We start from the raw sequence: 16,215 nt of genomic DNA, 5'->3' as shown, positions 1-16,215 counted from the left end.
GAGCAGCGCTTGCATCAAGTGGGCGGACGTTGCCACTTACCGTCCAACCCGCACGGATTAACGTTAAACCCAGCGCCGCGGGGCAAGTCGCGCGAAAACACGGCATCGCGGCGATATCTCGACATAATTCGCACATCGGGCCGTGGTCCGTTGCCACAAAGTCCCAGGGGAAGGTGCAGGAGGTGCGTTCGTGTTCGGCCGGGGTTCAAATCCACCAGATCAAAAGGTGCCTGGCGCACCGTCACTGACGCCGCCAACGTCTCCCGCCTCGCGTGATTTCACGCCGTCGTCCTCCGGGGCGCCGATGATGTCACCGGCGCGACAGGTTTCGGTGATCGGACCGGACCTTGCGATCTTCGGGCAGCAGATCACGCTGGTGTGCAAGACCGCACTTCTGATCGCCGGAGAGGTCACGGGGGACATTCACGGCGATGACATCACTGTCGGCGAAACCGGCAAGGTCACGGGGTCCGTGAGCGCGCGCAATCTGACGGTGCATGGCGCGGTGAACGGCCAGCTGCGGGGCGAGACCGTGGCGCTGCACAACACGGCGCGCATCAGCGGCGACATCGTGCAGAAGAACCTCATCATCGCAGAGGGTGCTCAGTTCGACGGCCGCGTGCGCAGCGCGCGGGACGCCAGCGACTGGCAGCCGGAGCTAAATCTCGACACGCATCGCAACGCGGCGGGCTGAGATCGAGCTGGCGCGCGGCGGCTCAAGCTGCCGCGTTCCTGTTTACGCACGCCTTCAGGCTGAGTTTTTGTCGAGCCCGGTGATGCGGTCGAGCAGGCGCGCCTTGCGCGTGCGCTTCATCTCGGGCGATGCACTTTCGCCGTTGGCGTGCTCGCCCGCCGGCATGTGCTCGACGCGCGTCTCGACCGGAAGCGTGGCGGCATCGAGAGCCTTGAGGAAGCCACCACCGCGGCGCGGCTCTGCTTCGGCATTGGCAGCAGACGCATTGCCCGCGGGCGCGGTTCCAGCAGAGGTTCCGTTGGCCGGCGCCGGCGTGCTCTCGGGGCTTGCCGGCTGGCCGTCGGTGCCAGGGCGGACGAAGCGGGCAACGCGCGGATCATTGATGCGTTCGGCGAGCGGGCGCTTGGGGTCGGCGGCATCCGGCCTGCGGGCGGGCCCGGGTGCGGGAACCGAGCCAAGGCGGCGCATCTCTTCCATGAAGTAGGCGGCCTGGCGGGCGAGCTTTTCGTTGCCGGCGGCAAGCTCGGCGCGAAGGGCCTGGATGGTGCTCGTCTGCTCGTCGGTCAGCGCCTGCAGCGCGGAGAGGCGGGCCTTCAGCGCAATTTTGCTCTCCTTGACGCCGCGGTCGTCACTGTCGGCCACTTCGTAGGTGGAGAGGGCGGCCTTGATGCGCGAAAGCTCAGCGGCCTGATCCTGATTAACCGACTTCAGGCGGCGGATCTCGTTCTGGGCCTGCGGGTCGGGCGTATCGGACAGCCTTTCGAAGGCGCGCTGCGATGGTTTTGCGTCGTCGGCAGCCGTCGCTCCGGCGGCACGGACCTTGGCCGGGCGCATCGCCTCGGAGCCCTTGCCCGTTACGACATCGGCGGTTTCGGCGGTCGGGCCAGCACGGGCGACGAGCGACTGCAGGCGGGCGATCAGCGCGGTCTGCTCACGCGTCTTTGCCCGCAGGGCTTCGATTTCGGTGCGCAGGGCGACTTCGCCGTCATAGCGCGGATCACCGAAACCATCGCGATTTCTCGATGCGCGCGTGTTCAAAGCCGCCTTCAGACGATGCACCTCATCGGTCTGCTGGGCGTTGATCTGCGTTGTTTCCTCGAGGGCACGGGCCTGCTTCTCGCTCGACTGGGTGAGCGAGACAATCTCGCGGTCGCGCTGGAACAGCAGCTTGCGGGCTTCGGCGAGGCGATGCTCGACCTTGGGCAGGCGATCCATGATCGTCTGCTCAAGCACGCGGCGGGCGTTCTCGTGCTCCTCCAGGGAGGTGCGCTGGCGCGCCAGCTCGCCCTCGAGCTCGGAGATGTTGGCGTCGCGGCGATTGAGCTCGACCATCTGGCGGGCGGAAGCCTCGGCGGCCTCGTCCACCTTGGTCTCGAGCTTATGGATGCGGATGGCATATTCGGCGCGCAGGCGATCCTTGTCGGCGCGGATTTCCGTCTCGGTGAGCGGCATCGAGCGCTTCAGCGCCTCGGTGGTGAGGCGCGCCACGCGGCGCCGATACAGCGGTGCAATGAACAGCGCCAGCAGGGCCGCCGTGAGGAAGCCCAAGGTCGCCAGCATGACCATCTCGATTGTGATCACGCCAATGGTCCCCGACTGCGAACAATGACGATGAGCGCGCGCGGCAGTGCCACCGAGCGCAGGCGCTGGACCTCAGTCTTCAAACTGGCGAGTTGGCTGCGCAATGCTTCCATTCCAGCGCGTTTCGACCGGGACCATACCTCATGAAGCCGCGCTGCGACTCAAAACGGATTCCAGGTAGGCGTGCGGGTATACTTCAAATATCCGATGTTCGCACCTAGACGTAAACCAATTCCCGAACGGATCGGCGCCAGGGTGACATTGTCGTGGGTCTGGAACTGAATTCCGACGCCGCCAACGAGGTAGGCCGATCCCTGCACACCCGCAAAACGCTCATAGATCTGCGATGGGTCCTGGAGATTGTAGACCAGGACCATGGTTTTGGAGCCCTCGCCGCCGAAATCGTAGCCGATAGAGGGGCCCTGCCAGTAGACCCTATGGGTGCCGGCGTCCTTGGTGTAGAGCGTGCCCTCACCATAGCGCAGCCCGGCAACAAACGCGCCGCCACCATCCGTACCCAGGATGTAGCCGTTCGGGCGGCCGGATTTCTGGAAGGCGTACTCGACGACGCTGGCGAGGCCCTTGCTGACCGAGCCAAAGAAGCGGCCCCCCGCGTCGATGATCTCATTTTGTGAATAACCGCCTCCCGGGGGCGGTCCGCCGCCGCCGCGGTCGTCATAGGGCTGCTCGCCCGGCGCGTGATAGGGCTCGCCGTAGCCAGGGGCCGGCTCTTGCGGCGCGGCGGCAGACCGGTCGTCGTAGCGGCTATAGTTATCGTCCTCGCGATAAGCTCCGCCGGGGCGATAGGGTGACTGGCCGGCCGAACCTCCCGATTGCGGCTGATTCGCGTCATTGGCCGGGGGCTTATAGGAATCGTCGGTGCCGGTGCGGCCGCCCGAATAGGCGCCATAACCGTCGCCAGAGCTTTCCTGGGCGTAGACCTGAGGTGCGAAAGCCGCGACCGAGGCCAAAGCGGCGAAGGCAGCAAGGGTGGAACGAATGTGACGTCCGCGCGAATGCAGCGCCATCGGAATATCCATCATGGTTGCAGGTCTGATGCGGTCAGCCGGCCGCGGCCTACTTGGCAACGATCCTTCAGCGCAAAGTTGCGCGAAAGTGTGGCCGGCGGCGGGAGCGCGCTTGGCGTTATTGCGGCGGGAGCAGCGGTTCGCGGCCCCAGGCGACGAAATAGGGGTTGGCGTAGCCGCCCTCGCGCTTGCCGTATTGCAGCGGCTTGCCATCGAGCGTGGTGACGCAACCGCCGGCGGCATTGAGGATCGCCTGTCCGGCTGCGGTATCCCATTCGCTGGTCTGGCCCAGCCGGGCGTAGAGGTCGGCCTCGCCGCGGGCGATGAGGCAGAACTTCAGCGACGAACTCGCTTTACGCCGTTCGGCGATGGGCAAATGCTTGAAGAACTCGTCGGTGTCCTGCGTCGCGTGCGAGCGGCTGGCGAAGGCGACCAGCGCGTTGCGGTCGGGTTCGCGGGTCACCAGGCGCTTCAGGTTGCAGCGCGAAAGGGACGGCGAGACGTCGTCCGTGGAGATGTTGGCCTCGATCGCGTCATTAGGGCCGAGCGTGGCGAAGAACTCGCTACGGGCCGGCACGTAGATGATGCCGAACACCGGCTGGTGGCCGACGATGAGCCCAATGTTGATGGTGAACTCGGGGCTGCCTTTGATGAAGGCGCGCGTTCCATCCAGCGGGTCGACGAGAAAGAATGCATCTTCGACCGCGGGCACGCGACCTGCCGCGACTGCTTCCTCGGCGATGACGGGAATGCCTGGCGACACTTGGTGCAGCGCTTCGGTGAGGATCTCTTCCGCCTCATGGTCGGCAATCGTCACCGGTGTCGTATCTGCCTTGGTCGAAACCTCGACGCCGGCAGCGAAATGGCCCATCTCGACACGTCCTGCAGCCATCACTGCGGGAAGCAATGCCTCGACCAACGATCCGTATTCCTCTAGCCTCATCTGCCGTTCGCGTCCTGATTCGCCAGCCAGTATCGGCCGACTTATGGCCGGTCTACCGCGCATGTTGCCTACTTCACCGCACGGGAAGCAATTCGCGGGGCCGACCTTTGCATGGAAGTTGCGGCGCGTGTATCAGATGGCGACAGCACTTCGCAAGCGGACCAGTTGGCGCGCGTTGAGGGCGTCCCGCCTGCCGGTCTCAAAATCCGGCTATCAGCATTCGTTTCTGCGACATCTCGAAGGGGGCATCGATGGGTGAGCGCGCCAATCCGACTGATCTTGAACTCGCGGCACTCATCTCAAGCAAAATCTGTCACGACGTCATCGGCCCCGTCGGCGCCATCTACAATGGTCTGGAAATCCTCGACGAGGACGACGACCAGGAGGCCAAGAACTACGCCCTCGACGTGATCCGCAACGTGACGGAGCAGGCGTCGGCGCGCTTGCAGTTCTGCCGCTTCGCGTTCGGGGCGGCTGGATCTGCGGGCGCGATGATCGACCTCGGCACGGCCGAGCAGATCTCGCGCGGCTTCGTCGGCAAGGGCAAGCATACCCTCAACTGGAAATGCCCGCCCGGGCACATGCCGAAAGACAAAGCCAAGCTGCTGCTCAACATGATCGCAAGCGCCATCACGGCTCTGCCGCGCGGCGGCGACATCGAAGTGCAGATGGCCGGCACGATGGAGACGCCAAGCTTCCTCGTGCGCTGCCGCGGCACCAACGCACGCGCGCCGCTGCACCTTGCCGAGTTCATCTCGGGCGAGCACACGCCGCCGCTCGACGCGATGACGATCCAGGCCTATTACACCTGCCGGCTGGCGACGAGCGCGGAGATGCGCCTTGCAGTGCTGCAGGACGGTGCCGACATCCTCCTTTCTGCGAAGCACACTTAAAGGCGCTCCGCGCCGGCTGTAGCAGGGACGGCGACGTGACCTGCTAAGCCTCCTCGGCGGCCATTGAGCCGAAGGAATACTCCGTGCTGCGCGTTGAACGATTGCAGGCTGGGAAGCTGCGGCCCCTCACGTTCGAGGTTGCAGATGGAGAGTGCCTTGCGGTCGAAGGTCCGTCGGGCTCTGGCAAAACGCTGCTGTTGCGCGCGATCGCCGATCTCGATCCCGCGCCAGGACAGGTGTTCATCGACGGCGTCGAACGGCATGAGGTTTCGCCGTTCGAGTGGCGGCGGCTGGTGCGCTATTGCGCTGCCGAACCCGCCTGGTGGACGGACACGCCGCGCGGTGGCCTACCGCCGAAAGCATCCGCTGAAAAGCTCAATCGGCTGCTGGTGTCGCTCGATCTCGATGCCGGCGCCCTGGATCGACCCGTTGCCGTGCTGTCGACGGGCGAGCGGCAGCGACTGGCGCTGGTCCGGGCGCTGCTGGACGAGCCCAAGGTGCTGCTATTGGATGAGCCAACCGGCGCACTCGATCCGCAAAGCACGGCGCTCGTAGAAGAGTTGATCAGGTTTCAAATGCTGGCGGGGCGGAGCGTCGTGCTCGTCAGCCACAACGGCGCGCAGGTAAAGCGTCTCGCAGATGCGCGCCTGGTTCTGTCCAGCACCGCAACTGCGACAGAGGCTTCTGCACCATGAGCTACGTGCCGTTGAGCTATCTCGACCTGGTGCTCGCAGCGACGCTGCTGATTGCCAATGGCGCGATCTCGTGGGCGTTCCGGCTCGGGCTGGAAAAGAGCATCGCCATCGCAGCGGTACGCATGGTGATCCAGCTGGCGCTGATCGGCATCGTGCTGAAGCTGATCTTCGCGCAGACGTCGCCGGTGTGGACCGCCGGGTTTGCGGTGATCATGGTCGCAGCGGCGACGCTGGAGATCGCGGGCAGGCTCAGCGGGCAGCTTCCGACCTGGCCGCTGATGGCGCTGAGCGGGTCGACGCTGCTGTTCGTCGGCACGTTCGTGACGATCTTCGGTGTCGGCTTCGTCATTACGCCGACGCCATGGTACGGGGCGCGCTACATCCTACCGATCCTCGGGATGGTGCTGGGAAATACGATGACGGCCGTTGCCCTCGTGCTCGACAGCCTGAGCGAGGCGGCGCGGCGTGAACGTGGTGCCATCGAGGCGCGCCTGGCACTTGGAGCGCCGCGCCTCGAAGCGCTTTCGGGGCCGCTGCGCTCGGCTTTGCGCACGGGCATGATGCCGATGCTCAACTCGATGGCCACAACTGGGATCGTGGCGCTACCCGGCATGATGACCGGTCAGATCATTGCAGGGGCCGATCCCATCGGGGCGGCGAAATATCAGGTGCTGATCATGTTCCTGATCGCGGGGGCAACGGCACTTGCATCGCTGCTGGCGGCGGTCGGGGGCGTTGTGCTGCTGACTGACGCTCGGCACCGGCTGCGGCTGATGTGACGAGCCTTAACCTGAAACGATAACGCCCGCGACGAGCGCGGGCGTTGGAATATTCATCGAGGTCGATCGCTTATTCAGCGTGCCCCGGCTGGGAGCCCGATGCCTGATTGAGCGGGGGCACCGTTGCGCCGCGCTTGCTTGCGGCGCTGGCGGCGACCGCTGCTGCAGCGGCTTCCTTGGCAGCGCTGGCAGCGGTCTCGGCAGCCTGAGCTGCACGCTCTGCGGCAGCAGCAGCCGAAGCAGCTGCGGCTGCGGCGGCAGCGCGATCGGGCTCGGGAGCGACGGCGGTAGCCCGACGCTGATCCTGCGGCGCGAAGTTCTGACCGGCCTGCAGAGCACCCGTCTCGACAACGGCGCCCGTAGTCGCCGGGGCGGCAGGCGCTGCTGCAGCCTGGCTCGGAGCGGGCGGTGCTGCAGGCGGAGCAGCGTGAACGGCGGGTGCAGCCGCTGGCACTTCGGCGGGAGCGGCGATGTGTTCGACAGGCGTGGTCGGTGCGGCTTCAACCGCAGCGGTGTCGGTGGCAGGAGGCGCGTCGGTGGAGACATCGGCCTCAGCCGCGGCGGCATCGGCGCTGGCTGGTGCTGCTGCCTGCTGCGTGGCGGTGCCGAGCGCTTCGGCCTTACGCACTGGAGCCGGCGGTGCGCCCGACGGAGATTCCTCGGCCGGTGCGGCAGCGGACTGGCTACCGAGCTTCTTGGCGTCCGGCCCCCAGCACACCGTCGCCGAAGCGGTGCAGGTGTGCTCGTCGAAAAGGATGACGTCGAGGAAAAGCTCGCAGCTCACCGTCTTCTTGCCGGTGGAGTAGTCGGTGACGCCGTTCTTTGTGGCCCACTCGGTGATGTGCTTGTCGAGCAGGTTCTTGGCGTCGTTGGTCGGGCCTTCTTTGCCGTAGTCGTTGACCGTGAAGCCGAATTTCTTGCAAGCGGCATCTGCAGGCAGCGAGAACGCGGCGACTGTCCCAAGCAGCACTGACGCAAAGGCGATTGATGGCGTAGCGCGCATTGTTTTAATCCCCCGTCGGCGCGGACATAAACGTCCAAATCCTCAAAGCCTTATATCGGGGCACTTTACCCCTGCCTAGGCGTCGAGCTTGCAAAGCTGTGCAGGAGAAAGATAGCGCAATCGCGGCGACGCAAATGCCTCAGTTCATGTAGGGTGAATCGCCGCCGTTCGGGCCGATGCCCGAATCGAAGAAGAAGCCGCTATCGAACGGGCCGCCCGGAGACTGCTTGTTGATCGACGGATCGATGTAGCCGCCATAGAGGGCGAAGTAGCGAGCGATCTCCGCAGGCGAGGCCCCCTGCTCGACGGCGTACGTGCGGCCGTCCTTGCGACGCACCGTTTTCTTCTTCTTTTTCTGCACGCTCTCGTCAGCGTAGGCGCCCGGGGCGACATAGTCGCCAGCGCCAATAAGGGTGGCGAGCGTCAGGAAGCCGGCCGCGGCGACGATCCCGGTGCAAACGCGAATGAGGCTCATTGTCCTGTCCTTGTATCTTCCAAACCACCCCGAATGTAGGGCGGGAGGATAACGGAAAACGCCGTTCTGGCGTGTGAAAGTCCGTGCCGTTCGGCTTTTTGCCGAGCCGTGTCACCCGCTAACCACGCTGGACCCGATGTGGCCCAGGCGCCGAAGAGCCGGTTTCCCAGCACTTCAGAGCCATTATCGCGCCGAGCCACCAGCGAATGGTTAACGAGGCCAGTTAAATTGTGCCGATTTGGTCTTGCGGCAAGCCTCAGCCGGTCTTGCAGATGGTCGCGGTGCCAACGCAGTTGTAGCCGAGACCGCCGGGCTTGCACTTATAGGCCGGCGTGCTGACGCGATAACCCGGCGTGGAACCGGAGGCCATGAAAGCGGCCCAGACGCCCCAATCGAACGATTGGAGAATGGCTTCCTTCACCTGAAACTTGGCGCCATCCATGCTGGGCGCGGTGCCGGACGCGGTTTTCTTGAAGCACTTCGCCTCGGCGTCGCCAGCAAAGCCGGCCAACACCAAAGTGGCGGCAACAGCGGCCGCCCCGATCGACTTCATCATTCTAAGCTCCCCGGACTACGGTAGATACAATAGGGGAGATTGCCGTAGACGCGGGCGCTTGCCCATCGCCGAGCGGTCGTCAGTTGAAAAAATGAGGGGATCGTTGCGGCGGGGTGACGCCACGCGGCAGGGGTCCGCATGGCGCCGGGCGTCGTCAGGACGACTGGAGATTCACGGCCTTGGGGCCCTTGCCGCGCTTGTCAGGTTCGGTTTCGAAAGAAATGCGCGCGCCTTCATCGAGATTGGATATGCCCGCGCGCTCGACCGCAGTCACATGCACGAACACGTCCTTGCCGCCATCGTCGGGCTTGATGAAGCCATAACCCTTCTGGGCGTTGTAAAATTTGACGGTACCGCTCTGGCGCATCGCGAATTCTCCTAACGTGCGCAGTCAATGAAAACGGCGCGGCTCAGCAGAGACCGCACCGGGGGGAAGCTCGGGAAACTGTTCGCAATGCGGGGGGAAATGTAAGTGAGCACGACATGCGCGCCATAATCTCAAAGCTACTCTAAGTCTCCGCCGGGACGATTGCTTGCCCGAGCCGGGAAAGTATCAAGGAAAACCATCTGCGACGCAACACCTCACTCAACTGACTTGACGCCGCCCGGATCCTCGTTTCCCAAATTTTCAACGCGGAACCCGCCGCCCTTCGCCTGCTGCAGTACGCGCGCAAGCTCGGGCAGCAACGCCTTCATCTTGGCGGCGAGCGTGAATGGTCCATTGATGACGATGAGACCGGCGCCGTTGAGGCGCGTCTCGTCTTGCGTATCGCGGATCGTCAACTCGTAGGCTGTCGCTTTCGATAGGCCAAGCTCGGTGACCTTCTTGCGGAAGGCAGCAACGGGCCGCTGCTCTTTGATCGGGTACCACAGAAGGTAAGTGCCGCCAGCAAAACGGCGGACGCCTTCCTTCAGCGCGGTGATCAACCGATCGAGTTCCCCAGGCTGCTCGAACGCGGGATCGATCAGCACCAGGCCGCGACGCTCGGGTGGTGGCAGCAAAGCTTTCACTGCCGTCCAGGCATCGAGCGACATCACTTTCACCTGCGGGTCGTGCGCGAATAGCCGGGTCAGCGCCTGATGGTCCTCCGGATGCAGTTCGTTGACGACGAGGCGATCGTCGGCACGCATCAACTCGCGCGCGATCAGCGGGCTGCCGGGATAGCGGATGACGGCGCCGGCGGGATTCAACTGGCGAACCACCGACAAGTACGGTGCGAGGACCTGCTCGACCTCGGGCGAGAGCTTTGCATCGAGAACGCGGCCGATGCCTTCGCGCCATTCACCTGTCTTGTGTGCCTCGATGGAAGCGAGATCGTACACGCCGATGCCAGCGTGCGTGTCGATGATGCGGAACGGCGCGGGCTTCAGCTTCATGTGCTCGATGACGAGCGAGAGCGTCGCGTGCTTGACGACGTCGGCGAAGTTTCCGGCGTGGTAGGCGTGGCGGTAATTCATGGACAGCGATCAGCGCGCCGGGCCGCGCGGTGTCAAGGGATGCCCAGCAGGGGACGCGCTTTTTTCCGCGCCTGTTCCGCTGGGAACGGCGCGCGGGGAAGATCAGGGCGAATATCCGTTCATGAGAGGCACTGAAGGCCGACGCGCCGGACGGGCCTCTCGGGATCGCTCCACCTCCTCCCAACTTCGAACCCCGCCACCCCCGCGGGGTTCTTTTTTTGGGAGGGCGCCATCGTGTTGGTCGGTCTGGACCCTAAGCCTTGCGTTCCCATTTGCCGGACGCGCTCTGCTGCCAGTAGGTCACGGGGCAGCCAGCGCCTTTAGCGGCGGTCCATTGCGCGCGCGCGATCTTCACGGCGTCGGTGTCGTTGCCGTCGAACAGGTAGACGATGCGAATGAAGCCGGTAAATGCCTCGGCCTCGGCGCCGTCGACGAGAAAGCGCACTCCGGCTCCGTTCGGTGTTTCGCCTGTCGTCGTCAGATAGACAGGCTGCTCTGCGGCGAAGCCATCCTTGGCCGAGCCGTGGGCGAGGAAGCTATCGTCCTTGTAGGTCCACAGTGCCTGATCGATGACAGCGAGACGCTCCTGCGACCCCGACTGAATGACAGCACGCCATCCGCGCTCGAGCGTCTTCTCGACGAGGCTCGGCAGCACCTTCTCGAGCGTCTGCTGCTCGAGGTGGTAGAAAAGGACTTCGGTCGGAGACGATGATGAGGGCGATGTCATGCGGGAATTATACCCGCTCTCCGACGCGATGCACGCTCGCGTGATGGAGCAGTCGTAGATGCTGCAGCGCAAAGACAATTGGCCCTTGCGCTGCCCTATTGGCTTACCTACTTATCGGGGTCCGGAGCGGCGCCAGACGTGCGGCTGTCGTCCGTGCGGGCGGTGGAGCTAGCGGCATCTTCGGGTTCGCCGCTACTCCCGCCCGCTGCATTCCCCTCTCAGGTCCGACCCTCTCGAGTCCGACAGACTGAGCGCTTACTTCTTGATGCTGGTCAGATAGCGCTTGGGCACTTCGCCGGCGGCGACCAGCGCGTCGATGCAACGGCGCGACAGCGAGCGGCGGGAAGCCATCATGCAGCTACGCAGCTCGGGTGTGCCGATCGAGTACTTGGCGCAGTGGCGATAGTAATCGCGCTCACAGGCAGAGTTGACGCGTGAAGAGTAGGCATTCGCCGCCGAACCAAATGCAATCGCGAAAAGCGCAGCACCGCCGGCCAGAGCGGCAACGCGAACCACCGGGCGCACCCGGCTGTCAGAGCACATCTGCATATATCTGATTTCTCGTTAGAGCTTCCCCCGAGCCGCAGCCCGCAAACCCGGATTCCCGCTACGAGTTTGCGAATCCAGAGTAGCGCAGGCAACGATTCGAAGCCAGTGACAGACGTGCCGCGACAACGGAAAAATGCCTTCAGCTCTTATGCTTAGCGTACGGATTATCGCCCTTGCGCAAGTTCAGGCGCAAGGGCACGCCCGGCAGTTTGAATGCTTCGCGCAGGCTGTTCGTCAGGTAGCGCAAATATGATTTCGGCAGCTCTTCCGGCCGCGAGCAAAAGGCAATGAACGTCGGCGGGCGCGTCGACGGCTGCGTGATGTAGCGGATCTTGATCCGGCGTCCGGCGGCAGCGGGCGGCGCGTGACGTGCCAAGGCCTCTTGAAGCCAGCGATTGAGATCGGGTGTCGGCACGCGACGGTTCCAGATGTCGTAGGCTTCCAGCACGGCTTTCGACAAACGGTCAATGCCGCGTCCGCTGAGAGCGGAGATTGGAACGAGCGCAACGCCAGACACCTGAGCGAGACGTTCGGCGAGCGTCTCGCGCAGGTCCTTCAGCGCTCTCTGCTTGTCCTCGACGAGGTCCCACTTATTGACGGCAATGACGAGCGCGCGGCCTTCCTCGGTGACGAGGTCGCCGATGGTCAGATCCTGGTGCTCTAACGGGCGTTCGGCATCGACGAGCAGGACGACGACTTCGGCGAAGCGGATGGCGCGGATAGCGTCGGAGGCGCTGAGCTTTTCGGCGAGCTCGTTGATTCTGGCTTTGCGCCGGAGGCCTGCGGTATCGAACAGGCGCACCTTGCGGCCCGCCCATTCGAGGTCGCTCGGCACGCTGTCGCGCGTCAAGCCGGGCTCAGGGCCGGTGATCATGCGGTCCTCGCCGAGGAAGGCATTGACCAGCGTCGACTTGCCGGCGTTCGGGCGGCCGACGATGGCGACACGGATGGGCCGCGCAGTCGCGCTTTCCTCAACGTCGCTGGCGGCGGTTTCCTTGAGGCCGAGTGCCGACAGCATCTCGACGATCAAATCGCCGAGACCTTCGCCGTGCTCGGCGGAGATTGCCGTCGGCTCACCGAACCCAAGCTCGAAAGCTGCATAGAAGCCCGCCTCGGCCGCGCGGCCTTCGCTCTTGTTGGCGACGAGGATCACGGGACGGCCAGAGGCGCGGACGATGCGCGCGAAAGACTTGTCGTCGGGCGTGACGCCGTCGCGTGCATCGACGACGAAGAGAATGAGATCGGCGGTGCCGATGGCGGCTTCGCTCTGCTGGCGCATGCGCTCGGCGATGGAGCCCCGTTTGGCCTGCTCAAGACCGGCGGTGTCGACGATAGTCACGGGGTGTCCGCCGAGATCGGCTTCGCCCTCGCGGCGGTCGCGCGTCAGGCCCGGCATGTCGGAGACGAGCGCGGTGCGCTTGCCGGTCAGCCGGTTGAACAGCGTCGATTTGCCGACGTTAGGACGGCCGATGATGGCGATGACAGGGAGGGCGGTGGACATTCGGACGGATGGACCAGCTGCGTTGAGCGGCGCTTATCGCGCATTCGCTGGCGTTAAGATAGCCATCCCCGCCGACTGATCGGTTAAGCGGGGTTAATTGAGCGCAATAAGCTTAGCGTCGTCGTTGAGGACGTACATGCGCCCCTGGGCAACGATGGGCGCGATATAGAAGGAACCACCAAGCTCCTTCTGGGTCACCACCCGGCCAGTCGTCGCCTCGACGCCGACCAGGTTTCCTGAAGACGACGTGAGCCACAGCGTCCCGCCCGCAAGGGTGGGCCCGGCCCAGGCGCCATTGCCGGGGAGCTTTACCGTCCACTGCGTCTTGCCGTCGGTGCGCGACAGGGCCATGAGCTGGCCCTGGGTATCGACGACGAAGATGCTACCGCCAGCGACCCACGGCGTCTGCGTGCCGGGGACGTTGATGGACCACAGACGCTCACCGCTTTCGGCCTGCGTTGCGATCATGCGGCCGGCATGGCCAACGGCGAATACGGTGCCGTTGTCGATGGCGGGGCGCGCGGCGTCGCTCATAGAGGCGATCTGCGATGTGGTGCGGCTGCGGGCAAGGCTCTCGGTCCAGGCGGTCGAGCCGTCGGCGATGCGCAGGGCGACGAGATCGCCTGAAGGATAGGGCACGGCGACGATGCCGGCGTCGACGGCAGGGCTGGCATTGTTGATCAGGCTTGCCTGCTGCGGCAGGCCGCGGACCGACCACAACTCGCCGCCATCGGCACCAGCAAGACAGAAGAAGCGGCCATCGAGTGTGATGGCATAGACGCGATCACCGACCGCTGTGGGCGAAGAACGGACGGGAGCTTCGAGTTGTTTCTCCCAGATCGCCTTGCCGTTCTGCGGATCGACGGCGACGACGTTGCCGTAGCCGGTCGCCGCATAGAGGCGGCCGTTGTCGAATGCCAAGCCACCGCCGAAGCCACCACCGCTGCTGCTTCCGCCGAGCCCGAGGGTGTACCAGGGGCCGCTGGATTCGCGTTTCGGCTTCAGAGACGTGCGCCAAGCGGCGTTGCCGTTCGTGGTCGAGAATGCAGCGACGGTGCCGTCGGCGTCGAGCGTGAAGATATAACCACCGTACACGACGGGGCGCGCGGTAAGACGTCCACTGCTGCCAGAGCCGGTACCGGCTCCGGCCGTCCAAACGACGTTGGTGCCGCCGTTGAACGCCAGATTTCCGGGAGCATTGCTCGGCTCGCCGCCGGGCTGAGCCCAGTTGTCGTTGACGCGCGGAGCGGGCAACGTGATGGGGGCGAACGCATCGGCGAGTTCACCCGTTTCAACGCCGGGCTGCTGCATCACCGGGATGCGCTTGCCGGGAAGCGCCACCTGCTTTTCAGCGAAGGGGTTGAGGCTGGCGATCTTAGGGAGCGAGGGTCCATCGCCAGCGCAACCGGCTAGCGACGCGCCGATGCAAAGCGCGGCACCGATCAGCCCTGCCCCATTCACCCGTCCCCTCATATCCCCACCTAGTCCTTTTTGGCCGGCGGTTCCGATGCTGCTGGCGCAGCGTCCGCTGGCTTGGCCTTTTCGGAAGACGATGCTTCGGCGGCGGGCGGCGAAGCGTCAGCCTTCTTAGCGATCTCTCCCGCGGCGATCTCCGCCATGATGATCTGCGCACGCTCGGCAATGCTTTGCGGCGTCTGCTGGTCGACGAACAGAGGCGTCAGGATGGTGCGCGCCTCGCTCATCTTTCCAGCCTTGAAGGCGGCCAGACCCAGCAACTCGCGGGCGCTGTAGCGCCAGGGGCTGGTATCGGCCATCAGAGGGGTGAGCCGATTCTCGATATCGGTAAAGTCCACGTCGCCGACGCGCAGCCCGGCGGCCTGCAGGCGTGCGAACTCGCGCAGCATGATGTCGCCGTTGCTGCTGGCGGCGAGTGCATCATAAGCGGCGAGCGCTTCGGCCTTTTTGCCCTGCTTGGCGAGGAGACCGGCGAGTTGCAGCTGCGAAAGTCCGCGGTAGCCAGCGGCGCCATCGCTCGCCAGCTTCTCGAATTCCTTCTCGGCGCTGCCGTCCTTCTTGTCGTTGAGGAGCTGGAGCGCGCCTTCGTACGTGGCGCCAGAGGCCTGGGCCGCGGCGAGACGACGGCTTTCCCAAATCTTGTAGCCCGCCACGCCGACTACGATCAGCGCCGCAGCGATGATGATGTAGGTGCCGTATTGCTTCCAGATCTTCTCAAGACGCTCGCGCCGAAGCTCTTCTTCGACTTGGCGGAGAAGATCGTCATCCGTCTGTGCCATCGCTTGCTCTTTTCAGCCCTGAACCTTGGCGTTGTTCTTGTGAGAGCCCCAGGCGAGGCTCCGGAAAGCCGCATACATAGCCAACGGCTCCCCCCGTGCAAGCGATTGATCAGCGTTCGCCGACCGGGGAGCCTGAAAGGCGCCCTACGCTTTGCTGGCCGGGGTTTTCGACTTTTTCGTGACTCTGCCGCCGGTTGCAGAGACACGCTCGGTGGCCTGTTGCCTCTTTACCGGGGCACCGTCCTGCATGGCGTAGGTGTGCTCGGGGGTCGGGAAAGCCCGTTTACGGACGTCCTCGGCGTAGTCGCGGATGGCACCCTCGATGGCTTCGCCGACCTTGCCGAACTTCTTCACGAAGCGCGGCACGCGCGGGCTTATACCCAGCATGTCTTCCATGACGAGGATCTGGCCGTCGCAGGCGGATGAGGCGCCGATGCCGATGGTGGGGATAGGAACGGCGGCGGTAATGCGGGCGGCCAGCGGCTCGGTGATCGCTTCCAGCACGATGGCGAAAGCGCCGGCCTCGGCGACCTCGCGTGCGTCCTCCTCGATGGCTGCCCACTCGTCGCGGTGGCGGCCCTGGGCCCTGAATCCGCCGATGACATTGACGGATTGCGGCGTCAGGCCGATGTGCGACATGACCGGGATGCCCCGGTCGACGAGGTAGCGGATGGTCTCAGCCATGCGGCGCCCACCCTCGATTTTAACGGCGCCGCAGTCGGTTTCCTTCATGACGCGGGCGCAATTGCGGAAGGCGACGGCCGGGCTTTCCTCGTAGGAGCCGAAGGGCATATCGACCACGACCAGCGCGTGCCTTGCGCCGCGAACGACGGCGCGGCCATGCATGATCATAAGGTCGAGCGGCACCGGCACGGTGGTCTCGAAGCCGTGCATGACCATGCCGAGGCTATCGCCGACGAGCAGGAAATCGCAATGCCGGTCGGCGATGGCTGCCGTGTGCGCATGATAGGCCGTGAGGGCCACGATGGGCTCCCCGCGCTTCTTCATGGCGGCGATGTCGGGCGCCATCAGGCGCTTCTGGGTCGAGTGTACGGACATGACTTCAACTTACTCTATT

General features: G+C 64.6%; 18 protein-coding genes. 4 read left to right on the top strand and 14 right to left on the bottom strand.

Translation table 11 applies throughout. The features are described from left to right. Positions 1-304 precede the first annotated feature (304 nt). Positions 305-694 carry a bactofilin family protein gene (locus tag ACP15D_RS15955; RefSeq protein WP_424958415.1) on the top strand — a complete coding sequence of 130 codons (390 nt, stop codon included), beginning with the start codon at positions 305-307 and terminating at the stop codon, positions 692-694. 54 nt (positions 695-748) lie between these two features. Here the strand turns inward: ACP15D_RS15955 and ACP15D_RS15950 are convergent, their stop codons facing one another. The 3 genes from ACP15D_RS15950 to cysQ all read right to left on the bottom strand — a co-directional run bounded on the left by ACP15D_RS15950 (position 749) and on the right by cysQ (position 4,309). Next, entirely contained in the window at positions 749-2,254 is a 1,506-nt protein-coding gene (locus ACP15D_RS15950) for a hypothetical protein (RefSeq protein WP_424958414.1), read from the bottom strand. Between the two features lie 182 nt (positions 2,255-2,436). Continuing rightward, positions 2,437-3,303 carry a DUF1134 domain-containing protein gene (locus ACP15D_RS15945; protein ID WP_424958413.1) on the bottom strand — a complete coding sequence of 289 codons (867 nt, stop codon included), beginning with the start codon at positions 3,301-3,303 and terminating at the stop codon, positions 2,437-2,439. Between the two features lie 118 nt (positions 3,304-3,421). After that, entirely contained in the window at positions 3,422-4,309 is an 888-nt protein-coding gene (gene cysQ, locus ACP15D_RS15940; protein WP_424958412.1) for a 3'(2'),5'-bisphosphate nucleotidase CysQ, read from the bottom strand. A 188-nt stretch (positions 4,310-4,497) separates the two neighbouring features. Here cysQ and chpT point away from each other — a divergent pair, with 188 nt between their 5' ends. The 3 genes from chpT to ACP15D_RS15925 all read left to right on the top strand — a co-directional run bounded on the left by chpT (position 4,498) and on the right by ACP15D_RS15925 (position 6,613). Continuing rightward, entirely contained in the window at positions 4,498-5,139 is a 642-nt protein-coding gene (gene chpT, locus ACP15D_RS15935; RefSeq protein WP_424958411.1) for a histidine phosphotransferase ChpT, read from the top strand. An 83-nt stretch (positions 5,140-5,222) separates the two neighbouring features. After that, on the top strand, positions 5,223-5,834 hold the full coding sequence (locus ACP15D_RS15930) for an ABC transporter ATP-binding protein (RefSeq protein WP_424958410.1): 612 nt from the start codon (positions 5,223-5,225) through the stop codon (positions 5,832-5,834). Then, on the top strand, positions 5,831-6,613 hold the full coding sequence (locus ACP15D_RS15925) for an ABC transporter permease (RefSeq protein ID WP_424958409.1): 783 nt from the start codon (positions 5,831-5,833) through the stop codon (positions 6,611-6,613). The genes ACP15D_RS15930 and ACP15D_RS15925 overlap by 4 nt, the downstream gene beginning before the upstream one ends. A gap of 70 nt (positions 6,614-6,683) precedes the next feature. Here ACP15D_RS15925 and ACP15D_RS15920 read toward each other — a convergent pair whose 3' ends face one another. From ACP15D_RS15920 to panB, 11 genes are all read right to left on the bottom strand, one after another. Then, positions 6,684-7,616: a hypothetical protein gene (locus tag ACP15D_RS15920; RefSeq protein WP_424958408.1), complete on the bottom strand. Its 933-nt coding sequence runs from the start codon at positions 7,614-7,616 to the stop codon at positions 6,684-6,686. 139 nt (positions 7,617-7,755) lie between these two features. After that, positions 7,756-8,091, bottom strand: a complete 336-nt coding sequence (locus ACP15D_RS15915; protein ID WP_424958407.1) for a hypothetical protein — start codon at positions 8,089-8,091, stop codon at positions 7,756-7,758. A gap of 256 nt (positions 8,092-8,347) precedes the next feature. Then, on the bottom strand, positions 8,348-8,647 hold the full coding sequence (locus ACP15D_RS15910) for a hypothetical protein (protein WP_424958406.1): 300 nt from the start codon (positions 8,645-8,647) through the stop codon (positions 8,348-8,350). A 154-nt stretch (positions 8,648-8,801) separates the two neighbouring features. After that, positions 8,802-9,014, bottom strand: a complete 213-nt coding sequence (locus ACP15D_RS15905; RefSeq protein ID WP_072375260.1) for a cold-shock protein — start codon at positions 9,012-9,014, stop codon at positions 8,802-8,804. Positions 9,015-9,229: 215 nt separating this feature from the next. Beyond that, entirely contained in the window at positions 9,230-10,105 is an 876-nt protein-coding gene (locus ACP15D_RS15900; protein WP_424958405.1) for a 23S rRNA (adenine(2030)-N(6))-methyltransferase RlmJ, read from the bottom strand. Between the two features lie 253 nt (positions 10,106-10,358). Further along, the gene (locus ACP15D_RS15895) at positions 10,359-10,832 is read right to left on the bottom strand and encodes a DNA polymerase III subunit chi (RefSeq protein WP_424958404.1); all 474 of its coding nucleotides are present in this window, start codon (positions 10,830-10,832) and stop codon (positions 10,359-10,361) included. A 255-nt stretch (positions 10,833-11,087) separates the two neighbouring features. Then, entirely contained in the window at positions 11,088-11,381 is a 294-nt protein-coding gene (locus ACP15D_RS15890; protein WP_083556246.1) for a hypothetical protein, read from the bottom strand. Positions 11,382-11,520: 139 nt separating this feature from the next. Further along, positions 11,521-12,882 (bottom strand): ribosome biogenesis GTPase Der, encoded by a 1,362-nt coding sequence (der, locus tag ACP15D_RS15885; RefSeq protein WP_424958403.1) that lies wholly within the window; start codon positions 12,880-12,882, stop codon positions 11,521-11,523. Between the two features lie 93 nt (positions 12,883-12,975). Further along, positions 12,976-14,355: a PQQ-binding-like beta-propeller repeat protein gene (locus ACP15D_RS15880; protein WP_424958402.1), complete on the bottom strand. Its 1,380-nt coding sequence runs from the start codon at positions 14,353-14,355 to the stop codon at positions 12,976-12,978. 8 nt (positions 14,356-14,363) lie between these two features. Continuing rightward, positions 14,364-15,137 carry a tetratricopeptide repeat protein gene (locus ACP15D_RS15875; RefSeq protein ID WP_424958401.1) on the bottom strand — a complete coding sequence of 258 codons (774 nt, stop codon included), beginning with the start codon at positions 15,135-15,137 and terminating at the stop codon, positions 14,364-14,366. 144 nt (positions 15,138-15,281) lie between these two features. After that, complete coding sequence (panB, locus tag ACP15D_RS15870) at positions 15,282-16,196, bottom strand: 3-methyl-2-oxobutanoate hydroxymethyltransferase (RefSeq protein WP_424958400.1); 915 nt, start codon at positions 16,194-16,196, stop codon at positions 15,282-15,284. Positions 16,197-16,215: the final 19 nt, after the last annotated feature.

The sequence above is a fragment of the Hyphomicrobium sp. 1Nfss2.1 genome, from assembly GCF_965243865.1.
GTDB lineage: Bacteria > Pseudomonadota > Alphaproteobacteria > Rhizobiales > Hyphomicrobiaceae > Hyphomicrobium_A.
Note: the sequence above shows the minus strand (reverse complement) of the source record. Positions and strands in the feature narration are given on the sequence as shown.